This window comes from Stenotrophomonas sp. YAU14A_MKIMI4_1, from assembly GCF_003086855.1.
In the GTDB taxonomy this organism is placed as follows: Bacteria; Pseudomonadota; Gammaproteobacteria; order Xanthomonadales; family Xanthomonadaceae; genus Stenotrophomonas.
Genome location: NZ_CP025998.1, coordinates 2113723 through 2132990, shown reverse-complemented (window position 1 = coordinate 2132990; position 19268 = coordinate 2113723). Strand labels below are relative to the sequence as shown.

Sequence of the window (19268 nt, the reverse complement as noted above, 5' to 3'; positions counted from 1 at the left end):
GGGCGACATTATGCCGCCCCGCGCGTGCATCGGCGATTCAGTTGCCGCCGGTCGGCAATCTGCCGTACAGCACTTGGCCACGGAAGCCGCGGCGCACTTCCCGGTACAGCGCCCGGAACGCGGCATAGTCCTGCGGCTGGCACAGCGCCTGCGGGCCGCGCACCGCGTTCTGCTGCAGGCGGTGGTGCACGGTCACTTCCTGGCCGTTGCGGCTCCAGTCCACGCGGTAGTCGCCGGCCGCATTGGTGAAGCGCTGGCTGGCCGGAATGGCGATGATCGGCGCGTTGTCCGGGAACTGCAGGCGATAGGTTTCCTCGCGCAGGCTGGCATTGCAGTAGAACGGGGTCTGGTTGTCCGGCGCCGACGCGCTTGCGTACAGCCCGCGCACCGATTCACCCCCGGGCGGATCGGGCACGGCCATGCCGCCGGCCACGGCGAAGTCGACGTAGTCCTCGGCCTGGAACGCCATGCGGTAGCCGAACGGCCGGGTCAGGTCGACCGGCACGCCCTGCAGCTGCAGCTGCCCGCGGCCATCGAAACCGGACGCGGCCATGATCGACTCCTCTGCCCGTGCGCGGTTCTGCGCATTGAGCTGGGCGAACTGCGCGCGCATACCGATCTCGGCGTTGTCGCCCAGCTGCGGCACGGTCTCGCCACGCAGGTTGCCCTGCGCATCGAAGGTGAAGCGCACGTCCATCACCGTGGCATTGCGCTGCGGGTCGTTGGCCGGGGTGCGCGCCACGCTGGCAGTGCGCGTGTGCAGTACCGGCGCGCCCAGGTCGCCATCGGGCAACTGGCCGAAACGCGCCCAGGCGCTGGTCGAATCCAGGTACAGATCGAATTCGGGCACGTAGGTGATGGCGTGGTTGAAGCGGCCCAGCACCGGAATCTTCGGCAGGGTCGGCCCGCCACCGGCGCCGATCAGCACCGGCGAGCTGGCAATGCCCTTGGCCGCCAGCAGCGCTTCCAGGATCGCCACGTGGTCCTTGCAGTCGCCATAGTGGTTGTCCAGGATGCTCTGCGCGCTGTTCGGCTCCAGCCCACCATTGCCCAGGTAGACCGCCACGTAGCGGATGTTCTGCGCCACCCAGCGGTACAGCGCATCGGCCTGTGCCTTGCGGTCGCTGATGCCGGCGGCCACTTCATCGGCCAGGGCCTGGATCTGCGGGGTCACCTGTGCCGCCTCCCCCGCCTTCAGCTGGTAGGCACGGCCCATCTGCGCCCAGTCCTTGTAGGTGCTGGCCATGATGTTCGGGCCAAACTCCCACACCGCCGCCGACCAGTTCTGCGCCTGCATCGGTTCGCGCCGCTGGTAGCGCCAGCGCCACTGCGCCTGGCCGTTCTTCACCTGCGGGCGGTCGCTGCCCTGCACGCCCCGGCTGTCCACGTGCATGGGCAGGTTGGCCGGCGCGCTCAGGGTCACTTCGGCATCGTCGTACTGGGTGAACACATTGAAGGTTTCCCACAGCCCGAAGTAGCCCGGGAAATACGGCGTCAGCTGGGTGCGTCGCACCTGGTAGAACAGCCGCGTGCCCGGCGCCAGGTTGGGGAACACGATCACCCGCACCTTGCGGTCGGCATACATGGCGGCCGCGGCGCTGGAATAGCTTTCCTGGGTATAGATGCGGTCGGCGGGCACGTCGCGGCGCTGGCCGTCGGCGGTGAGCGTGTAGGCGCTCACCACCTCCAGCGTTTCCATCTTCTCGCTGTAGCTCAGCCGCACCTGGCTGAACTGCTCCACCGCCGCCTTGGTCTTGAGCAGGATTTCGTAGGTTTCGGTCTGGATGTTGCCGGCGTCGGCACGCACCTGGTAGTCGGCGCGATAGCGCACGAAGCTGAAATTGTTGCTGGCCTCGGCATCGCTGCTGGTGGACGGCGGCGCCGGCTGCGGCACGCCGGCGTCAGCCAGAGCGGGGCCGACCGCCAGCGCGCAGGCCAGCGCCAGCACGCGGGGAAGAAGTCGATGCATGCGTCGGTTCCTTGGACGTGGTGGCGGTGGCGGGGCTTACTTCGGCGGCGGCGGTGCCAGCACCGTGCGGTCGCCGTTGTGTTCGGGCGCGCTGACCACACCGGCCGCTTCCATGGCCTCGATCAGGCGTGCCGCGCGGTTGTAGCCGATCTTCAGGCGCCGCTGCACACCGGAAATGGAGGCGCGGCGGGTTTCGGTCACCACGCGCAGGGCCTCGTCGTACAGCGGGTCGGATTCGTCGCCGGCCGCGCTGGTTTCCGGCAGGCCGGTGGCCCCCACCACCACGCCATCGCCCAGCGTCTGCACTTCGTCCAGCACGCCGTCGATGTAGTCGGCCGGGCCCATCGCCTTCAGGTGCTCGACCACGCGGTGCACTTCATCGTCGGACACGAACGCGCCGTGCACACGCTCGGGCATGGCCGTGCCCGGCGGCAGGTACAGCATGTCGCCGTGGCCGAGCAGGGTTTCGGCGCCGGACTGGTCCAGGATGGTGCGCGAATCGATCTTCGAGCTGACCTGGAAGGCAATGCGGGTGGGGATGTTGGCCTTGATCAGGCCGGTGATCACGTCCACCGACGGGCGCTGGGTAGCCAGGATCAGGTGGATGCCGGCCGCACGCGCCTTCTGTGCCAGGCGGGCGATCAGCTCTTCCACCTTCTTGCCGACGATCATCATCATGTCGGCGAATTCGTCGATGAAGATGACGATGAACGGCAGCGTTTCCAGCGGACGCGGCGCCTCGCCCAGTTCCGGGTTGGGCTTGAACAGCGGGTCCATCAGCGGCTGGCCGGCGTCCTCGGCGTCCTTCACTTTCTTGTTGAAGCCGGCCAGGTTGCGCACGCCCACCGCGCTCATCAGCTTGTAGCGGCGCTCCATTTCGGCCACGCACCAGCGCAGGCCGTTGGCGGCCTCCTTCATGTCGGTGACCACCGGCGCCAGTAGATGCGGAATGCCTTGGTAGACGCTCAGTTCCAGCATCTTCGGGTCGATCATCAGCATGCGCAGGTCTTTTGGCGAGCCCTTGTACAGCAGGCTGAGCACCATGGCGTTGACCGCCACCGACTTGCCCGAGCCGGTGGTACCGGCCACCAGCAGGTGCGGCATGCGCGCCAGGTCGGCCACGGTCGGCCGGCCGGCGATGTCCTTGCCCAGCGCCAGGGTCAGCACGCTGGCTGCCTTGTCGTATTCCTTCGAGCGCAGCAGCTCGGACAGGAAGATCATTTCGCGGGTGACGTTGGGGATTTCCAGGCCGATCACCGACTTGCCCGGAATCACGTCGACCACGCGCACCGACTTCACCGACAGGCCGCGGGCGATGTCCTTGTCCAGCGAGCTGATCTGGCTGACCTTGATGCCCGGCGCCGGCTCGATCTCGAAGCGGGTGATGACCGGGCCCGGATAGGCGCCGACCACCTGCGCATCGATACGGAAGTCCTTCAGCTTGAACTCGATCTGCCGCGACAGGGTTTCCAGCGTTTCCTCGTCGTAGCCCTTGGGCTGCGGCTTGGGGTCGTCCAGCAGGGCCAGCGGCGGCAGGTCCGAGCCGTCGCCGTTGACGCCACGGAACATCGGAATCTGGTTGTCACGCTTGGCCCGGTCGCTCTTCTCGATCACCGGCTCCGGGCGCGGCTCGATCTTCACCGGCTCGCGCTTGGCGCGCACTTCGGCATCGGCCTTGCGTACTTCCTGGCGCTCCTCACGCAGGGCGCGGGTCTGCTTCCATTCGGTGGCCTGTTCCTTCTTGCGCTCCAGCAGCGGCGCCAGCGACATCACGCCGCGGCCGATCTTTTCCATCACCGCAAACCACGACAGGCCGGTGGCCAGGGTGATCGAGGCCAGCAGCAGCACCAGTACGAACAGATTGGCGCCCAGCGCGCCGAAGCCCACGGTGAGCGAATTGCCCACCAGCTTGCCGAGGATGCCGCCGGCGCTGGACACATCACCACTGAACAGGCGCACGTGCAGGAAGCCGGTGCCGGCAATCAGGAAGCCGACCAGGCCGACAAGGCGCAAGGCCGGGTCCAGGTCGTTGTCGCCCTTGGCTTCGCGCTTGAGCCCGAACATTGCGATCCACGACAAGGCGCCCAGCACCACCGGCAGCAGGAAGGCGATGTAGCCGAACAACTGCAGCAGCACATCGGCAATCCAGGCGCCGGCACGGCCGCCCATGTTGTGCACCGGGGCGACCACGCTGCCGGTGTGCGACCAGCCGGGATCACTGGCTGAATAGGTAAAGAGACTGGCGGCCAGGTACAGCAGCGCCGGAGCGATCGCGATCAGCCCCAGGTCGCGCCAAAGGCGCTGGCGCCGTGGATTGTCGGTCGTTGCCGCGGCCGCCGTGCGACGCGACGCCTTGCTGTCGTCAGACTTGGAGCGTTCGGGCACCTGCTTCGCCACCTTAGACCATACCTTTGGAATGCGCTGTTAGTGGTTGATAATAAACGACACGGCGTCAGTTTTCAGTCACCGCAGCCGAACGGGCGCCAGAACGGCGTCAATCCGCCCGTGGGCGACCGCGTTCTGTTCATCGGCTTGAATCGCCCTGCCCCAGCCGCCACTCTATGACCAGCCAAGGTTGCCGCGCAAACCGCAGCCGCGCCTTGTCCCATCTACCTTTTCGCGAGTCTACATGAGCACCAGCCTGCCCTCCCGCCATCAGCGCCTCGTCATCCTCGGTTCCGGCCCGGCCGGTTGGACCGCCGCGGTCTATGCCGCCCGCGCCAACCTGAAGCCGGTGGTCATCACCGGCCTGCAGCAGGGTGGCCAGCTGATGACCACCACCGAAGTGGACAACTGGCCGGGCGACGCCCACGGCCTGATGGGCCCGGACCTGATGGCGCGCATGCAGGCCCACGCCGAGCGCTTCGAGACCGAGGTCATCTTCGACCATATCTATACGGCCGACCTGTCGCAGCGCCCGTTCAAGCTGATCGGTGACAGCCACGAGTACACCTGCGACGCGCTGATCATCTCCACCGGCGCCACCGCCAAGTACCTGGGCATTCCGACCGAGGAAACCTTCAAGGGCCGCGGCGTGTCCGCCTGCGCCACCTGCGACGGCTTCTTCTACCGCGACCAGGACGTGGTGGTGGTCGGCGGCGGCAACACCGCCGTGGAAGAGGCCCTGTACCTGTCCAACATCGCCCGCAAGGTCTACCTGGTGCACCGCCGCGACACCCTGAAGGCGGAAAAGATCATGCAGGACAAGCTGTTCGCCAAGGTCGCCGCCGGCAAGATCGAAACCGTCTGGCACCACCAGGTGGAAGAAGTGCTGGGCAACGACGCCGGCGTGACGGGCGTTCGCGTGAAGTCGACCCTGGACGGCAGCACCCGTGACATCGAGGCCCATGGCTTCTTCGTGGCCATTGGCCACCACCCGAACACCCAGCTGTTCGACGGCCAGCTGGCCATGAACAACGGCTACCTGGAAATCCGCTCGGGCCTGGGCGGCAACGCCACGCAGACCTCGGTGGAAGGCGTGTTCGCTGCGGGCGACGTGGCTGACCAGCATTACCGCCAGGCAATCACCTCGGCCGGCTTCGGCTGCATGGCCGCCCTGGATGCCGAGCGCTACCTGGACGCACAGGGCAAGGCCAGCTGACCACCGGTCTGTAGAGCCATGCTCGACTGAACCATGCAAGACAAAGGCCGGCGCGAAAGCGCCGGCCTTTTCGTTCACTGCACCAAGCCAGCAACGTTTCTGGCCGGGGTGCTCCGATCAGGACTGCCCGCCGCAACGCAACGAACGGTGTGAGGCATCGGCTGGGTCTTGACCCCGTCGGCATCCACCACATGCGTTTCCCAGCCAAGCGTTCCCACGCTGTTGCGACCACAGCTGAGTTTCATCCTGCTGGGCTGGTCTGGCGAATCGATCACCACGGTTCTTCCGTTGCAGCCCCAGCCCGGAGGACACAGGGTGTTGCTCGTGACCAGACTGATCGGGAACTGCGGATGACCTGCGAACGCGACATCCACCTCGCGCGATTCCCCAGATGGGATGTCGACATCTACGATGGATTGCCCAGAGAGAGGCTCACAGGTCTTCCCCTGCGCCCACAGGCGATAGCCCTTCTCGACGCCTTTCATGGAGGCGGTGCGGAAAATTGGATCCTGGAGCGCTCGGGCATCATCCGGATTGGTATGAAAGGCCGTTTCAACAATGATTGACGGCATCTTTGCCTCACGATTCTCCCCTTTGTTTTCAGCGTGGGGAGCGGGGGCCACCGTAAAGTCGACATACCCCGGAGCTGATTGAATCAGCTCCTTCATTGAGCACAGGACGCTTTGCGCAAGCGCTGCGTCGGCGGGCCGGCCGGGCTGCACGATCACACGAGAGCCTCGCGCATTGAGGGATGGCTCCGCGTTACTGTGGAGATGAATCGCCACCTCCGTCTGCAGATGATTTGCAAGAAGCGGCCGACTATTGATGTCTTCGAGCTCTTCCCTGTTCCAGAGCGAACTGTTTGCGTACGTATTCCATATTTGCCGCTCGCCTGGGTACTGCTCTGCAATCGCATAGCGCGCAGCCATCGTCCACCACTCCTTCCCACTTGGCGCGTGCGTCGCCCCCATGTCCTGCACCCGTGGGCGAATGACCGGCATCTGGCTCCGCTGCTCGATCGCTTCCTTGAGGGAATCCGCGTAGTACGGCGTCAATAGGCCTTCGGAAACACCGTTCCACTCATCCCTGGACGTCACCCATTCATTGTGTCTGTAGCTGTAGAAGTATCCATGCCCAGCAGCAACGAACGCCATTCCCGATCCACCTCCCGCGCGCCGCTGCCGAATCGCCTCCCCTGCCTCTCTTGCTGCATCATCTGCAGCCTTGATCTCAGGAAAGTAGTACTCAGCCGGCTGGCCGTCGTACAGATGTATCACGCGATGAAACGGCGCCACCTGCTCAGCCCAGTGCAGAAGTCCGAAGTTGATTTCGCTGGTCTGATCTTCATACGACGCCCCATGGGTTTCAGGAAGGAATGATCGATCCAGCGAGATCGTTAAAACACCCGCGGCGACATCAGCAACGACATCGACGCGACGACTGCGCACCTGACCATCGACCAGCTTGACGCGCTCAAGGATGTCGCGCGCCTTCTGGGTCAGCAGGTTGTCCAGCTCGGCATCGCGCCGAGCGATCGCGGGAGAATCGTCGGGTTGAGCAAAACACGGGGCGGCTGCGCTTCCAAGAAGTGCAAGCAAGAGAGGAAGGGCGATTCGCTGAGAACTCCGGGTCATCATGACTACTCCTCGCATGAAATGGATGCGCCGCTCCTGCGACGCCCACTCACCCTGCGCTGCACCGCACCTGCGGTCCTCCACCGAACACGCACAACCAAGGATTTCCAACTTTCCTCACGGCGCCGCCGAAGCTGGCCAGTGCGATCTCGCCAGCCCCGTTCGCATTCCATCTACCCCATCCGTCCTTCCATGCATTCCCCCCGCTTCCTCGACTCCCTGCAGGCCATTCCCGCCAGCGACCGGCTGACCGGAGCGGCTCCCTTGAAACCCGCTCCGGTCAGGGCGGCAACGCCACCCAGACATCGGCGGTAGGCCTGTTCGCCGCTGGCGACGTGGCCGACCCGCACTACCGCCAGGCGATCACCTTGGCCGGCTTCGGCTGCATGGCCGCATTGGACGCCGAGCGCCACCAGGACGCGCAGGGCAAGGCCAGCTGACCGGCGGTTTGTAGAGTCGAGCCATGCTCGACTGGGCGATGCAAAACAAGGACCGGCGCGCAAGCGCCGGCCTTTTCGTTTACTGCGCCAAGCCAAGAACGTTTCGGGCGGGGGCGCTCACGTCAGGACTGCCCGCGGCAACGCAACGAACGGTGTGAGGCAGCGGCTGGGTCTTGACCCCTTCGGCATCCACCACATGCGTTTCCCAGCCAAGCGTTCCCACGCTGTTGCGACCACAGCTGGGTTTCATCCTGCTGGGCTGGTCTGGCGAATCGATCTTCACCGCTCTCCCGCCGTCGATCGCGCGTTACCCCGCCGTTGCAGCACCCAAATCGATTTCAACTCCCGGGCTCACAACTGAGTCTCGCGACCCGCGGATGCACTGCACCCAGTGGCGGACGGGTGCCGACTTCACCCCATCGGCATCCACGACTTGTGTATCCCAGAGAACGGGGGCACTGCCCGCGCTGTCGCAGCGCAGCGTGATCTTGCTTGGCTTGGCATCCGGCGTCTCGATTCGCACCCGACCATCGGCGCAGGCCCAGCCTGGCGGGCAGCCTACGTTTGTAGTCACCAGTTCAATTGGATACTGCGGGTAGCCCTCGAAGACGACATCCACCTGCTGAGAGCCACCTTGGGGCAGTTGAATCCCCTGAATCGGATCGGCCTTTAATGGGACGCAGCCCTTTCCCTCGCGAAACATTCGGTACCCCTTCTCCACACCTTTCATGGAAGCTGCACGAAACAGGGGATCCTGCAGTGCCTGCGCATCTATGGGATTGGTATGGAACGCCACCTCCACGACGACGGAAGGCATGCTCGCGAAGCTGTTTTCGCCGTGTCCTGCTGCGGTACCCGCCGCGGGCACGGGAAAGTCAGCATAGCCGTCCTGTGCAGTAATGATCTCCTTCATGTAGCAAAGCGCTAGGTCCGCAAGCAGGCGATCCCCAGGTTTGCTTGCGTGATAGTAGACCCGCGCCCCACGAGCGACGCCCGGGACATCTGCATTGGTATGAATACTGAGCAATCCACCAACACCCAGGTGGTTGGCGTAGTAAGGTCGCGCGCGAATATCGTCAAACACCTCCCTGTCGGTGGCAGTACTGGTGGCAAAGTGATTCCAGATGTCTGTCCGCTCAGGCAGAAGATCCTTCAGGTGGTACCGGGCAGACATCTGGGGCCACGGACGCTCCGACTCAGGATGTATGGCACCACTGTCCCTGCGGGCTTGATGCACAACCAGTCCACCACGCTCCTGTAGCAGGACTTGCAGCTCCTCGGCATAGGCCGGTGTGACCAGGTCTTCCAGAAGGCCATTGCTTTCTGGCCGCTGAAACTTCCATTCCAGGCCAGGATGCACTCGCAACAGACCATGACTGGCCGAGACAAGCACGGAATCGCCCACTTGTGCATGACTGGCCCGCATTGACACCGCTGGATCCCGGGGGAAATGCTCCCAGTACAGCTTCCCCTCATAGAGAACTTCCGTTTCGACCTCGCCCACCCCCGCCTGGAGTGCACGTGCCTCCAATGTGTTCCTTATGTGTTGCTCCATTTCCTCGAGCGAATGATCGTCTTCCATCGGCAGCACGCCGGGACCGAACCTGATGGACAGCTTCCTCTGCTGGATTTCCACCGAAGCATCCACCGACGCTGACAATGGTCGCCTAGCGCGTAACTGATGGCGATTAAGGATGTCCTGCGCCTCCCGCGTCAAAAGCAGGTCCAGGGCTGTATCGGCCACCATGGAAGGCATTCGACCGTTGTAGGTTTCCGTCGACCACGCCGGAGCGCAGGTGACAAGCCAAACCAGCCCAAGAAGCCGGAGTATCCGCATGCAGTTCATATCAAGTCCTTTGATGTCCTTTGTGAGCGCGCTACGTGTGGCGTGCACAAAGAACACTGCCGAGCGTCCAAAGGGGATGCGCTGCGAAATGCGCCAAATGCGGCCATTGAGCCAATCCTCAAGCCGAATGCGCCCGTCGCTGGCGCAAGGCCCCTGTACGCGCTCTGCGCCGATCAGAGCGCGCAGGCTACTTGCGTCGTGGCGGCAGTCCATTCGCATCTAGCGATCCACGCATGGACTCCGATCGCACACTGCCTGTCGTATCCTTGCTTCCATGCGTTCCCCTCGCCTCCTCGACTCCCTGCAGGCCATTCCCGCCACCACTTGGGATGCCCTGCACGACGGCCGCAATCCATTCGTCACCCACGCCTTCCTGGCCGGGCTTGAAGAACACGGCTGCTTGCGCGAGGACTGGGGCTGGCAGCCGCAGCACTTCACGCTATGGGAGGGCGACACGCTGGTCGGCGCCATTCCGGGCTACCTGAAGACCAATTCGCACGGCGAGTTCGTGTTCGACCATGCCTGGGCCAATGCCTACGCCCGCCATGGCCGCGACTACTACCCGAAATGGCTGGGCGCGGTGCCGTACTCGCCCGTCAGCGGCCCGCGCCTGCTGGCCCGTCACGATTCGCTGCGCGGCGAACTGCTGGAGGCGCTTCACGGGCATCTGGCGTCACTGCAGGTCTCGTCGGCACACATCAATTTCCATACCGCCCGGGATGAGGCCGCCTTCAGCGACGACTGGCTGCTGCGCGAAGACATCCAGTTCCAATGGCAGAACCCGGGCGACTGGACGACCTTCGAGCAATTCCTGGGGGCGATGAACCACAAGCATCGCAAGAACATCCGCCAGGAACGGGCCAAGGTCACCCGCCAAGGCATCAGCCTCCGCGTGGTACATGGTGACGAAGCCAGTCGCGCGGATCTGCAGGCGATGTACCGCTTCTATCTGCAGACCTTCCTGGAATATGGCAACGCGCCGGCGCTGACCGAGGCCTTCCTGCGCCACCTGGCCATCTCGCTGGGTCGCGGGCTGGTGCTGTTCCTGGCCGAGCACGACGGCGAACCGATTGCGGGCGCGCTGTGCCTGCGCGGCGGGGACACGCTGTACGGGCGCTACTGGGGTGGCGCTACCCTGCCCGGCCTGCATTTCGAGGCCTGTTACTACCAGGGCATCGAGTACTGCCTGCGCGAGGGATTGACCCGTTTCGAGCCGGGCGCGCAGGGCGAACACAAGCTGGCGCGGGGGTTCCTGCCTACGGTGGTGCGCAGCCGGCACTGGGTGGCCGATGCGGAGTTTGCCGACGCCCTGCAGGACTGGTGCCGGCAGGAGCGCCGCGATGTGCGGCGGTACCAGCAGACGCTGCAGGCGCACAGCCCGTTCCGCACAGACCCGTGAAGCGTGCCAACCAAGGTTGGCACCCACCAGGGCTGTGCGGTTGGCACCTACCAGGGTTGCGGGGGCCGGTACACTTCGGGCATGACCCGCCAGTTGCCCTGGCGCCTGGCCGATGCGCCGGACGCGCCGTTCCCGCCCGCTGAAACTGCGCTGCGCCAGCCCGATGGGCTGCTGGCGGTGGGCGGCGATCTGCACCCGCTGCGGCTGCTGAACGCCTACGCCGGCGGCATCTTCCCGTGGTTCAGCGACGGCGAGCCGATCCTGTGGTGGTCGCCCGATCCGCGCATGGTGTTCCGCACCGATGGCGTGCACCTGTCCAGCCGCTTCCGACGCCAGCTGCGCGCCAGCCCGTGGGAAGTGACGGCGGATACGGCATTCACCCAGGTGATGCGCGCCTGCGCCGGGGCGCCCCGGGCCGGTCAGGATGGCACGTGGATCAGCCCCGCCATGGTGGACGCCTACAGCCATCTGCACGACCTGGGCTTTGCCCACTCCTTCGAGGTCTGGGACCGGCAGGATCTGGTCGGCGGCATCTATGGTGTCGCCATTGGCCAGATGTTCTTCGGCGAAAGCATGTTCAGCGGCGCCAGCGGCGGGTCCAAGGTGGCGCTGGCGGCACTGGCGGCCACCCTGAACGATTGGGGCTGGCCGCTGATCGATGCCCAGGTGGAAAACCCGCACCTGCTGCGGATGGGCGCGGTCCACCTGCCGCGCCAGGCGTTCCTGCAGCAGGTGCGGCATGCCGTGCAGCAGCCGGGGCACGAGAGCCCTTGGACCCAGGCATTGGGGCGCCGGCCTGCGCGCGCCCTGGCCGGGGGTTAACACAAACTTTGCAAGCTGGCGCGAGTGCGCGTAAAATACTGCGCCTTAGGCCCAGCGTGGCCGTTTTCTGAACCGCACAGGACTACATGTCGAAAGACGATTCCATCGAGTTCGAGGGCACCGTCAGCGAGACGCTGCCGAACACCACTTTCCGCGTTCGCCTGGAAAATGGGCACGAAATCATCGCCCACATCTCCGGCCGCATGCGCAAGAACTACATCCGCATCCTCACCGGTGACCGGGTCAAGGTTGAAATGACCCCGTACGACCTGACCAAGGGTCGTATCACCTACCGCATGAAGTAAGCGGTCGGCGCACTGCGCCACCCCGACAAGGCCAGCCCTGGTTGCTGGCCTTTTGTCATGCCTGCCATCCGGCCCTGCCGGAGGTCACCGTGACCGAGCTCACCGTGGCATCGGTCAGCCGTGCTTGCGGCAGATTCGCATTCGTACCGATGGCGGCATCGTGGCACCCGGTCCAGTCCGGACCGCCACCCCTGCCCCGCCATGAACACGCCCCGCCTGCACGCCCTGATTGCTGCCGCCGCGCTGTCTGCCGGCGCCCTGTTTGTCACCGCCAACGCCGCTGATGCCCCCGCTGCCAGCGCCGGCGACTGCGTTGAACTGGGCAACGACCAGCAACTGGTCCGCGCCAACGCCTCGCGCGATGTACTGCTACGCAACGGCGAAGCGCACTATCGGGTGCACTTCCAGGGAGACTGTTCCAAGGCCGCCTACTCGCGCAAACTGACCTTCAGTACCGACGGCCAGCCCGGACAGGTCTGCGGGGCCGGGCGCACCCAGCTGCAGACCGACCGCGGGCAGTGCACCGTGGCCCGCGTGGAAGCCATTGATGCCGACACCTTCAAGCAGAAGGCGCGCCAGCGCAGCCGCTGATGAGGCGCACAACAAGGGCGGCCGAAGCCGCCCTTGTTGATGCAGCGACGAAGTGCAGGCGCTACCGCGCCGCTACAAGCGACTGCACATTCGGTTGCGCGCGCTGCCGCGCCAGCCAGAGATCGTAGTTCGACTGCAGGCCCATCCAGAACACCGCCGTACTGACGCCGGCAAGCTCCAGCCGAATCGCGAGATCGGGACTGATTCCCGCCTTGCCGTTGATGACACGGGACAGCGCAACACGCGACATGACCAGGCGCTCGGCGGCCTCGGTGACAGACAGCGAGACCGGATCGAACACCATGGCCTTGAGAGTTTCGCCCGGATGGGGGTGGTGGTGAATCATGTGCGCCTCAGTGGTAGTCCTGGTAATCCAGCAGCTCAACATCACCGCCCGAAAATCGAAATGTGACCCGCCAGTTGCCGTTCACCCATATCGACCAGTGCCCCTTGCAATGCACCTTTCAGGCCGTGCAAGCGCAGGCCGGGCATCGCCAGATCGTGAGGGCCGGATGCGACGTCAAGAATGGAGAGAATCATCAGCAGCTTCGCCGCGTGACTCTGACGAATACCTCGGCTGGCGCCTGTTCGATAGAGCTGCTCTAGACCGTTGTGCCGAAAGCTGATGATCACAACTGTATCCCGTATCGTTACGCGATACAATAGGTGTACAGTATCGCTGAACGCCAGACACTCCCACCGATCCCAGCACCGGGCAAGGCAGCCAGCGACAACCGCGCACAAAAAAGGGCGGCCGAAGCCGCCCTTGCCTACCCCCCCAACAGTGGCCGGGCGTGACCCCGGCCGCTGGTTTTATTCCACCGTGGCCGGCAGCAGCCGCTCGGGCTCTGCCTGGGTTTCCACCACCAGTTCGTCGTCGCGCACGTCGATGCTGACCTTGCCACCGTTCACCAGCTTGCCGAACAGCAGCTCGTCGGCCAGCGGACGCTTGATCTTGTCCTGGATGACGCGGGCCATCGGCCGTGCGCCCATCAGCGGGTCGAAACCATGGTGGGCCAGCCAGTCGCGCGCGGTCGGGGTGGCCGACAGGCTGACGTGCTTTTCCTGCAGGCGCATTTCCAGCTCGATCAGGAACTTGTCCACCACGCGCAGGATGTGCTCGAAGCCCAGCGCCTGGAACTGCACCACTGCGTCCAGGCGGTTGCGGAATTCCGGGGTGAACGCGCGGCGGATGGTTTCCATCGCGTCGGTGGCGTGGTCCTGTTTGGTGAAACCGATCGAACGCCGCGAGGCCTGGGCCGCACCGGCATTGGTGGTCATCACCAGCACCACGTTCTTGAAGTTGGCTTCGCGACCGTTGGTGTCGGTCAGCACGCCGCGGTCCATCACCTGCAACAGGATGTTGAAGATGTCCGGGTGCGCCTTCTCGATCTCGTCCAGCAGCAGCACGCAGTGCGGCGTCTTGACGATCTTTTCGGTCAGCAGCCCGCCCTGGTCAAAGCCGACGTAGCCCGGGGGCGCACCGATCAGGCGGCTGATCGAATGCGGCTCCATGTACTCGGACATGTCAAAGCGCACCAGCTCAATGCCCAGCTGCAGGGCCAACTGCTTGGTCACTTCGGTCTTGCCCACGCCGGTGGGGCCGGCGAACAGGAAGTTGCCGATCGGCTTTTCCGGGTTGCCCAGGCCCGAGCGGGCCAGCTTGATGGCCGACGCCAGGGTGTCGATGGCCGGGTCCTGGCCGAAGATCACCATCTTCAGGTTGCGCTCCAGGTGCTGCAGCACATCCTTGTCGGTGGCGCTGACCTGCTTGGCCGGGATGCGCGCCATCTTGGCCACGATCGATTCGACCTCTTCGACGTCGATCAGCTCCTTGCGCTGGCCTTCGGGCATCAGCCGCTGGCGGGCACCGGCCTCATCGATCACGTCGATGGCCTTGTCCGGCAGCAGACGGTCGCCGATGTGCTTGACCGACAGGTCCACGGCGGCCTGCAGCGCTTCGTCCGAGTAGGTCACCCCATGGTGGGCCTCGTACTTGGCCTTCAGGCCCTGCAGGATCTCGTAGGTTTCACCCACGGTCGGCTCCACGATGTCGATCTTCTGGAAGCGACGGGCCAGCGCCCGGTCCTTTTCGAAGATGCCGCGGTATTCCTGGAAGGTGGTCGAGCCGATGCAGCGCAGCTCGCCCGAGGCCAGGGCCGGCTTGATCAGGTTGGAGGCATCCATGGTGCCGCCCGAGGCCGAACCGGCACCGATGATGGTGTGGATCTCGTCGATGAACAGCACGGCGTTGGGCACCTTCTTCAGGGCCGTCAGCACGCCCTTCAGGCGCTTTTCGAAGTCGCCCCGGTACTTGGTGCCGGCCACCAGCGCGCCCAGGTCGAGCGAGTAGATGATGGCATCTGCCAGCACGTCGGGCACCGAGCCTTCCACGATGCGGCGGGCCAGGCCCTCGGCGATCGCGGTCTTGCCCACGCCGGCCTCGCCCACGTACAGCGGGTTGTTCTTGCGGCGGCGGCACAGGACCTGGATGGTGCGCTCGATCTCGTCGGCACGGCCGACCAGCGGGTCGATGCGGCCGGCGCGGGCCTGGTCGTTCAGATTGCTGGCAAATTCGGTCAGCGCGTCGCCCTTGGGCTCGCCCTCCCCGCCCTCCATGCGGCCCTCGCTTTCCGGGGAGGACGGCTGTTCGCCCTCCTCGCCCAGCTTGGCGATGCCATGGGACAGGTAATTGACCACGTCCAGCCGGGTGACATCCTGCTGGTTGAGGTAATAGACAGCGTGGGAGTCCTTTTCGCCAAAGATCGCTACCAGCACGTTGGCGCCGGTCACTTCCTTCTTGCCCGAGGACTGCACGTGGTACACGGCCCGCTGCAGCACGCGCTGGAAGCCCAGGGTGGGCTGGGTATCGCGGCCATCATCTTCGGCCAGGCGGGACACCGAGGCCTCGATGGCCTGTTCCAGCTCCTGGCGCAGGCGCTCGGCGTCGGCGCCACAGGCCTTCAGGACCGCCTGGGCGGAGGGGTTGTCGAGCAGTGCCAACAGCAGGTGTTCGACCGTCATGAACTCATGCCGGGCCTCACGGGCGCGCTTGTAGCACTGGCCGATGGTGTGTTCGAGGTCTTTGCTGAACATGGATTACTCCGGCGGCAGTTGGAGACAATATGCGGCCTGACTACGCGATTTCCATCACCCTAGCGGATTGCAGCGTTCAGATGGCGTTAGCAGTGCGAACCGCTTGATCATCATTCACTCCACGGGCAGCCCACGGGGGCCTGAGCGCACCCTACCCGAGGCGCGGGCGATTGTGACGTGAATGGACCATCCCCATGGCTTTGAAGGAGAGCACGCAGGCTGTGGCGCCGAGCGGCCAGCGGAGGGGCGACCAAGGCGTGGTGCTGCGACGGGGCTGCCATTGGGGCGCGCGACCAAGGCCGTCGTAGAGTCGAGCTTGCTCGACTGCTGTTGGCCAGAGCAGTCGAGCAAGCTCGACTCTACGGGGCAGTCGGCTCAGGCCTTTTCCATCGTGCACAGCAGCGGGTGCTGGTTCATGCGCGAGTACTCGTTGACCTGGGCCACCTTGGTCTCGGCCACTTCGCGAGTGAACACCCCGCAGACGCCGCGGCCGCGGGTGTGGACGTGCAGCATCACCTGGGTGGCCTTGTCCAGGTCCATGGTGAAGAACTGCTGCAGCACATCCACCACGAAATCCATCGGGGTGTAGTCGTCGTTGAGAAGCATGACCTGGTAGAACGGCGGCGGCGCCACTTCCGGGCGCGCGGGCTCCACGGCAAGGCCGTGCTCGTGGTGGGAATCGGGGGAAGACTCGCGGGGCATCCGCCTATTATAAGCGCTGGCGGCCAGCCGCGTCGGCCTGCCGCAGAATGGACGACACGCACCGGCACCGTCACAATTACCGCCTTCCCCAACGTGTTTCACAGGAATTTCATGAAAAGGATCCTTCTGCCCGCCCTGCTGATCGCCCTGGCCACCCCGGCCATGGCCGCCGCGGCCAACGCCGCTGGCAACAGCGCGGCCAAGGCCGATGCCGCCATCGGGCGCCACCTGGACAAATTGGGCTATACCTACGAAGTTGACGAAGACGGCGACTACCAGATGGTGTTCGACGTGGAAGGCGACCGGACCCAGATCGTGTACGTGCGCTCGACCGTGGAAGATTTCGGCACCCACAACATCCGCGAGATCTGGTCGCCGGGCTACACCGGCAAGAGCAAGCAGTTCCCGGCCGAGGTGGCCAACCGTCTGCTGGAAGATTCGCAGGACGCCAAGATGGGCGGCTGGGTGAAGCAGGACATGACCGCGATGTTCGTGGTCAAGATCGATGCCGATGCCAGCACTGAACAGCTGAGCGATGCCATCGACGCGGCGATCCGTACCGCCGATGCGATGGAACTGGAACTGACCAAGAAGGACGACCTCTGAATTGAATACCCCGCAGGACATGCGCTGGGCACCCCACGCCACCGTCGCCACCGTGGTGGTCGATGGCGGCCGCGTGCTGCTGGTGGAAGAAACCATCGAGGGCCGCGCCGTGCTGAACCAGCCGGCGGGCCACCTGGAGCCGGGCGAGAGCCTGGCCCAGGCGGCGCTGCGTGAAACCCGGGAAGAAACCGGCTGGACCGTGGCGCTGACCGATTTCATCGGCTGCTACCAGTGGACCGCCGGCGACGGCACCGTGTTCCTGCGGTTCTGCTATGCCGCCCGCCCGCTCAGCCATGACCCGGCGCAACCGCTGGATACCGGCATCGACCGTGCCCTGTGGATGACCCCCGATGAGCTGCAGGCCGCCGGCGAGCGCCTGCGCAGCCCGCTGGTCTGGCGCGTGCTGGCCGACTACCTGGCCGGCCAGCGCCACCCGCTGCACCTGGTGCAGGAGGTCGCATGAGCAGCCCACGGGTGATGGTGGGGGTGTCTGGCGGCGTGGATTCATCGGTGGCCGCCTGGCGCCTGGTGCAGCAGGGCGAGGCCGTGGCCGGTCTGTTCATGCAGAACTGGGCCGACGATGGCAGCGGCGATTGCCGCGCCGAGGACGACCGCCGCGACGCCGTGGCAGTCTGCGGGCTGCTGGGCATTCCGTTTCACTTCCGCGATTTTTCCAGCGAGTACTGGCAGGGCGTGTTCGAGCACTTCCTCGCCGAGTACGCGGCCGGCCGCACCCCCAACCCGGACGTGCTGTGCAACCGCGAGGTGAAGTTCAAGCACTTCCTGGACGCCGCCCGCGAGCTGGGCGCCGAACGCATCGCCACCGGCCACTACGCCCGCGTGGCCCAGCGCGGCCAGCAATGGCTGCTGCTGCGCGGTGCCGACCGCAGCAAGGACCAGAGCTACTTCCTGCACCAGCTGGGGCAGGCGCAGCTGGCCGCGACCCTGTTCCCGATTGGTGACCTGGAAAAGAGCGATCTGCGCCGCATCGCCCGCGACGTCGCCCTGCCCACCCATGCCAAGAAGGATTCCACCGGCATCTGCTTCATTGGCGAGCGCGATTTCCGCGAGTTCCTGGGCCGCTACCTGCCCGCGCGCCCGGGCCAGATCCTGGACCCGGCCGATGGCAGCGTGATTGCCGAGCACCCCGGCGTGTTCTATTTCACCCTGGGCCAGCGTGAGGGCCTGAACATCGGCGGCGTGCGCGGCCGCCCGGCCGCGCCCTGGTACGTGGTGGGCAAGGATGTGTCCAGCAACGTGCTGTACGTGGACCAGGACCGGGAAAGCCCATGGATGCTGTCCAACCGCCTGCGCTCGGAAACCGCGCACTGGATTGCCGGCGCGCCGCCGGCCCGGCGCTTCGAATGCACGGCACAGACCCGCTACCGCCAGCCCGATGAACCGTGCGTGGTATCGGTGCTGGACGATGGCAGCGTGCTGGTCACCTTCGCCCGGCCGCAGCGCGCCGTCACCCCCGGCCAGTCGCTGGTGCTGTATGACGGTGAGGTCTGCCTGGGCGGTGCGGTGATCGCCGCCACCGATGCGCCGCTGGAACAGCGCCTGCGCACCACCCCTTCTCCTTTCGAGGTAATTGCTGCATGAGTTTCACTGTCGACGACCGCGTACTGGCCCTGGCCGGCATTGCCCAGGCCCTGCAGCAGGTCCGCCGTATCGCCGATACCGGCCATTCCGATGCCTCTGCCGTGCGTACCGCGGTGGACAGTGTGTTCCGCATCGATGCCGGCTCGCCGCAGGACGTCTTTGGTGACCGCCATGCGCTGAAGAGTGGCCTGCGCCTGCTGCACAACTACTTCCGCAACCAGGGCCAGGACCCGGTGCTGCCCAAGCTGGCCCTGTCGGTGCTTCAGCTGGAGCGCCGCTTCGTGCAGGACGGGGCCACCGTGAACAAGGTGGCCTCGGGCATCGAGCGTGCCCAGCAGCAGGCCGCCGAGCTGGGCGACAGCGGCCACCCGGACGTGCTGGCCAACCTGGGCGGCCTGTACGCCGACACCATCAGCCACCTGAAGCCGCGGGTGATGGTGCAGGGCAACCCGCATTACCTGGCCCAGGCCGGGGTGGTGGCCGAGATCCGCGCCCTGCTGCTGGCCGCCGTGCGCGCCGCGGTGCTGTGGCGGCAGGTGGGCGGCAGCTACTGGGACTTCCTGATCGGGCGCAAGGCCATGATCGAAGCGGTGGACCGCCTGCTGGCCTGAGGGCCGGGGGTCGGAGCCCGGGGTCGTCTGCCCCGGGGTCAGAT

General features: G+C 65.4%; 17 protein-coding genes and 2 pseudogenes. 10 read left to right on the top strand and 9 right to left on the bottom strand.

Going from position 1 to position 19268, the window contains the following annotated elements; genetic code table 11:
* Positions 1–37: 37 nt before the first annotated feature.
* Positions 38–1969 carry a DUF3857 domain-containing protein gene (locus tag C1931_RS09785; protein WP_108756159.1) on the bottom strand — a complete coding sequence of 644 codons (1932 nt, stop codon included), beginning with the start codon at positions 1967–1969 and terminating at the stop codon, positions 38–40.
* 36 nt (positions 1970–2005) lie between these two features.
* Positions 2006–4366, bottom strand: coding sequence for a DNA translocase FtsK (locus tag C1931_RS09780; RefSeq protein ID WP_108749608.1), 2361 nt, complete (start codon positions 4364–4366; stop codon positions 2006–2008).
* A 232-nt stretch (positions 4367–4598) separates the two neighbouring features.
* Between C1931_RS09780 and trxB the strand changes: the two genes are divergently transcribed.
* A complete protein-coding gene (gene trxB, locus C1931_RS09775; RefSeq protein WP_108756158.1) occupies positions 4599–5570 on the top strand; it encodes a thioredoxin-disulfide reductase in 972 nt (323 codons plus the stop codon).
* A 74-nt stretch (positions 5571–5644) separates the two neighbouring features.
* On the opposite strand, the gene C1931_RS09770 is transcribed toward trxB, so the two are convergent.
* The gene (locus C1931_RS09770) at positions 5645–7207 is read right to left on the bottom strand and encodes an N-acetylmuramoyl-L-alanine amidase (RefSeq protein WP_159095464.1); all 1563 of its coding nucleotides are present in this window, start codon (positions 7205–7207) and stop codon (positions 5645–5647) included.
* 251 nt (positions 7208–7458) lie between these two features.
* On the opposite strand from C1931_RS09770, the pseudogene C1931_RS09765 reads away from it, so the two are divergent.
* A pseudogene (locus tag C1931_RS09765) lies at positions 7459–7644 on the top strand (thioredoxin-disulfide reductase); the annotation flags it as partial.
* Positions 7645–7951: 307 nt separating this feature from the next.
* Here the strand turns inward: C1931_RS09765 and C1931_RS09760 are convergent.
* Positions 7952–9703, bottom strand: a complete 1752-nt coding sequence (locus tag C1931_RS09760) for an N-acetylmuramoyl-L-alanine amidase (protein WP_234412895.1) — start codon at positions 9701–9703, stop codon at positions 7952–7954.
* A gap of 61 nt (positions 9704–9764) precedes the next feature.
* On the opposite strand from C1931_RS09760, the gene C1931_RS09755 reads away from it, so the two are divergent.
* From C1931_RS09755 to C1931_RS09740, 4 genes are all read left to right on the top strand, one after another.
* Positions 9765–10889: a GNAT family N-acetyltransferase gene (locus C1931_RS09755; protein ID WP_108756156.1), complete on the top strand. Its 1125-nt coding sequence runs from the start codon at positions 9765–9767 to the stop codon at positions 10887–10889.
* Positions 10890–10970: 81 nt separating this feature from the next.
* Positions 10971–11711 (top strand): leucyl/phenylalanyl-tRNA--protein transferase, encoded by a 741-nt coding sequence (gene aat / locus C1931_RS09750; protein WP_108756155.1) that lies wholly within the window; start codon positions 10971–10973, stop codon positions 11709–11711.
* Between the two features lie 86 nt (positions 11712–11797).
* Positions 11798–12016, top strand: a complete 219-nt coding sequence (gene infA / locus C1931_RS09745; RefSeq protein ID WP_005409596.1) for a translation initiation factor IF-1 — start codon at positions 11798–11800, stop codon at positions 12014–12016.
* A gap of 201 nt (positions 12017–12217) precedes the next feature.
* Positions 12218–12607: a hypothetical protein gene (locus C1931_RS09740; RefSeq protein WP_108756154.1), complete on the top strand. Its 390-nt coding sequence runs from the start codon at positions 12218–12220 to the stop codon at positions 12605–12607.
* Between the two features lie 61 nt (positions 12608–12668).
* On the opposite strand, the gene C1931_RS09735 is transcribed toward C1931_RS09740, so the two are convergent.
* The 5 genes and pseudogenes from C1931_RS09735 to clpS form a co-directional block, all read right to left on the bottom strand.
* Positions 12669–12953, bottom strand: a complete 285-nt coding sequence (locus C1931_RS09735) for a HigA family addiction module antitoxin (RefSeq protein ID WP_108756153.1) — start codon at positions 12951–12953, stop codon at positions 12669–12671.
* A 7-nt stretch (positions 12954–12960) separates the two neighbouring features.
* The gene (locus C1931_RS20595) at positions 12961–13038 is read right to left on the bottom strand and encodes a hypothetical protein (protein WP_267895969.1); all 78 of its coding nucleotides are present in this window, start codon (positions 13036–13038) and stop codon (positions 12961–12963) included.
* Between the two features lie 85 nt (positions 13039–13123).
* Positions 13124–13240, bottom strand: a pseudogene (locus tag C1931_RS20590) (peptidase); the annotation flags it as partial.
* A 180-nt stretch (positions 13241–13420) separates the two neighbouring features.
* Entirely contained in the window at positions 13421–15703 is a 2283-nt protein-coding gene (clpA, locus tag C1931_RS09725; protein ID WP_108749600.1) for an ATP-dependent Clp protease ATP-binding subunit ClpA, read from the bottom strand.
* Between the two features lie 375 nt (positions 15704–16078).
* A complete protein-coding gene (gene clpS, locus C1931_RS09720; protein ID WP_108749599.1) occupies positions 16079–16405 on the bottom strand; it encodes an ATP-dependent Clp protease adapter ClpS in 327 nt (108 codons plus the stop codon).
* Between the two features lie 111 nt (positions 16406–16516).
* On the opposite strand from clpS, the gene C1931_RS09715 reads away from it, so the two are divergent.
* Genes C1931_RS09715 through hflD form a run of 4 tightly spaced genes read left to right on the top strand, consistent with a single transcriptional unit; the run spans position 16517 to position 19224 of the window.
* Positions 16517–17011, top strand: a complete 495-nt coding sequence (locus C1931_RS09715) for a hypothetical protein (RefSeq protein ID WP_108756152.1) — start codon at positions 16517–16519, stop codon at positions 17009–17011.
* Between the two features lie 19 nt (positions 17012–17030).
* Complete coding sequence (locus C1931_RS09710; protein ID WP_108757717.1) at positions 17031–17474, top strand: NUDIX hydrolase; 444 nt, start codon at positions 17031–17033, stop codon at positions 17472–17474.
* Positions 17471–18613: a tRNA 2-thiouridine(34) synthase MnmA gene (gene mnmA, locus C1931_RS09705; protein WP_108756151.1), complete on the top strand. Its 1143-nt coding sequence runs from the start codon at positions 17471–17473 to the stop codon at positions 18611–18613. Before C1931_RS09710 ends, mnmA begins: the two co-directional genes overlap by 4 nt.
* The gene (hflD, locus tag C1931_RS09700; RefSeq protein ID WP_108753063.1) at positions 18610–19224 is read left to right on the top strand and encodes a high frequency lysogenization protein HflD; all 615 of its coding nucleotides are present in this window, start codon (positions 18610–18612) and stop codon (positions 19222–19224) included. The genes mnmA and hflD overlap by 4 nt, the downstream gene beginning before the upstream one ends.
* Positions 19225–19268 lie beyond the last annotated feature (44 nt).

What these genes read in the sequence shown, in the direction of transcription:
- C1931_RS09785 (WP_108756159.1), bottom strand. Translation starts at nt 1,969, where the DNA reads ATGCATCGACTTCTTCCCCGCGTGCTGGCGCTGGCCTGCGCGCTGGCG.
- trxB (WP_108756158.1), top strand. Translation starts at nt 4,599, where the DNA reads ATGAGCACCAGCCTGCCCTCCCGCCATCAGCGCCTCGTCATCCTCGGT.
- C1931_RS09770 (WP_159095464.1), bottom strand. Translation starts at nt 7,207, where the DNA reads ATGATGACCCGGAGTTCTCAGCGAATCGCCCTTCCTCTCTTGCTTGCA.
- C1931_RS09760 (WP_234412895.1), bottom strand. Translation starts at nt 9,703, where the DNA reads ATGGACTGCCGCCACGACGCAAGTAGCCTGCGCGCTCTGATCGGCGCA.
- C1931_RS09755 (WP_108756156.1), top strand. Translation starts at nt 9,765, where the DNA reads ATGCGTTCCCCTCGCCTCCTCGACTCCCTGCAGGCCATTCCCGCCACC.
- aat (WP_108756155.1), top strand. Translation starts at nt 10,971, where the DNA reads ATGACCCGCCAGTTGCCCTGGCGCCTGGCCGATGCGCCGGACGCGCCG.
- infA (WP_005409596.1), top strand. Translation starts at nt 11,798, where the DNA reads ATGTCGAAAGACGATTCCATCGAGTTCGAGGGCACCGTCAGCGAGACG.
- C1931_RS09740 (WP_108756154.1), top strand. Translation starts at nt 12,218, where the DNA reads ATGAACACGCCCCGCCTGCACGCCCTGATTGCTGCCGCCGCGCTGTCT.
- C1931_RS09735 (WP_108756153.1), bottom strand. Translation starts at nt 12,953, where the DNA reads ATGATTCACCACCACCCCCATCCGGGCGAAACTCTCAAGGCCATGGTG.
- clpA (WP_108749600.1), bottom strand. Translation starts at nt 15,703, where the DNA reads ATGTTCAGCAAAGACCTCGAACACACCATCGGCCAGTGCTACAAGCGC.
- clpS (WP_108749599.1), bottom strand. Translation starts at nt 16,405, where the DNA reads ATGCCCCGCGAGTCTTCCCCCGATTCCCACCACGAGCACGGCCTTGCC.
- C1931_RS09715 (WP_108756152.1), top strand. Translation starts at nt 16,517, where the DNA reads ATGAAAAGGATCCTTCTGCCCGCCCTGCTGATCGCCCTGGCCACCCCG.
- C1931_RS09710 (WP_108757717.1), top strand. Translation starts at nt 17,031, where the DNA reads ATGCGCTGGGCACCCCACGCCACCGTCGCCACCGTGGTGGTCGATGGC.
- mnmA (WP_108756151.1), top strand. Translation starts at nt 17,471, where the DNA reads ATGAGCAGCCCACGGGTGATGGTGGGGGTGTCTGGCGGCGTGGATTCA.
- hflD (WP_108753063.1), top strand. Translation starts at nt 18,610, where the DNA reads ATGAGTTTCACTGTCGACGACCGCGTACTGGCCCTGGCCGGCATTGCC.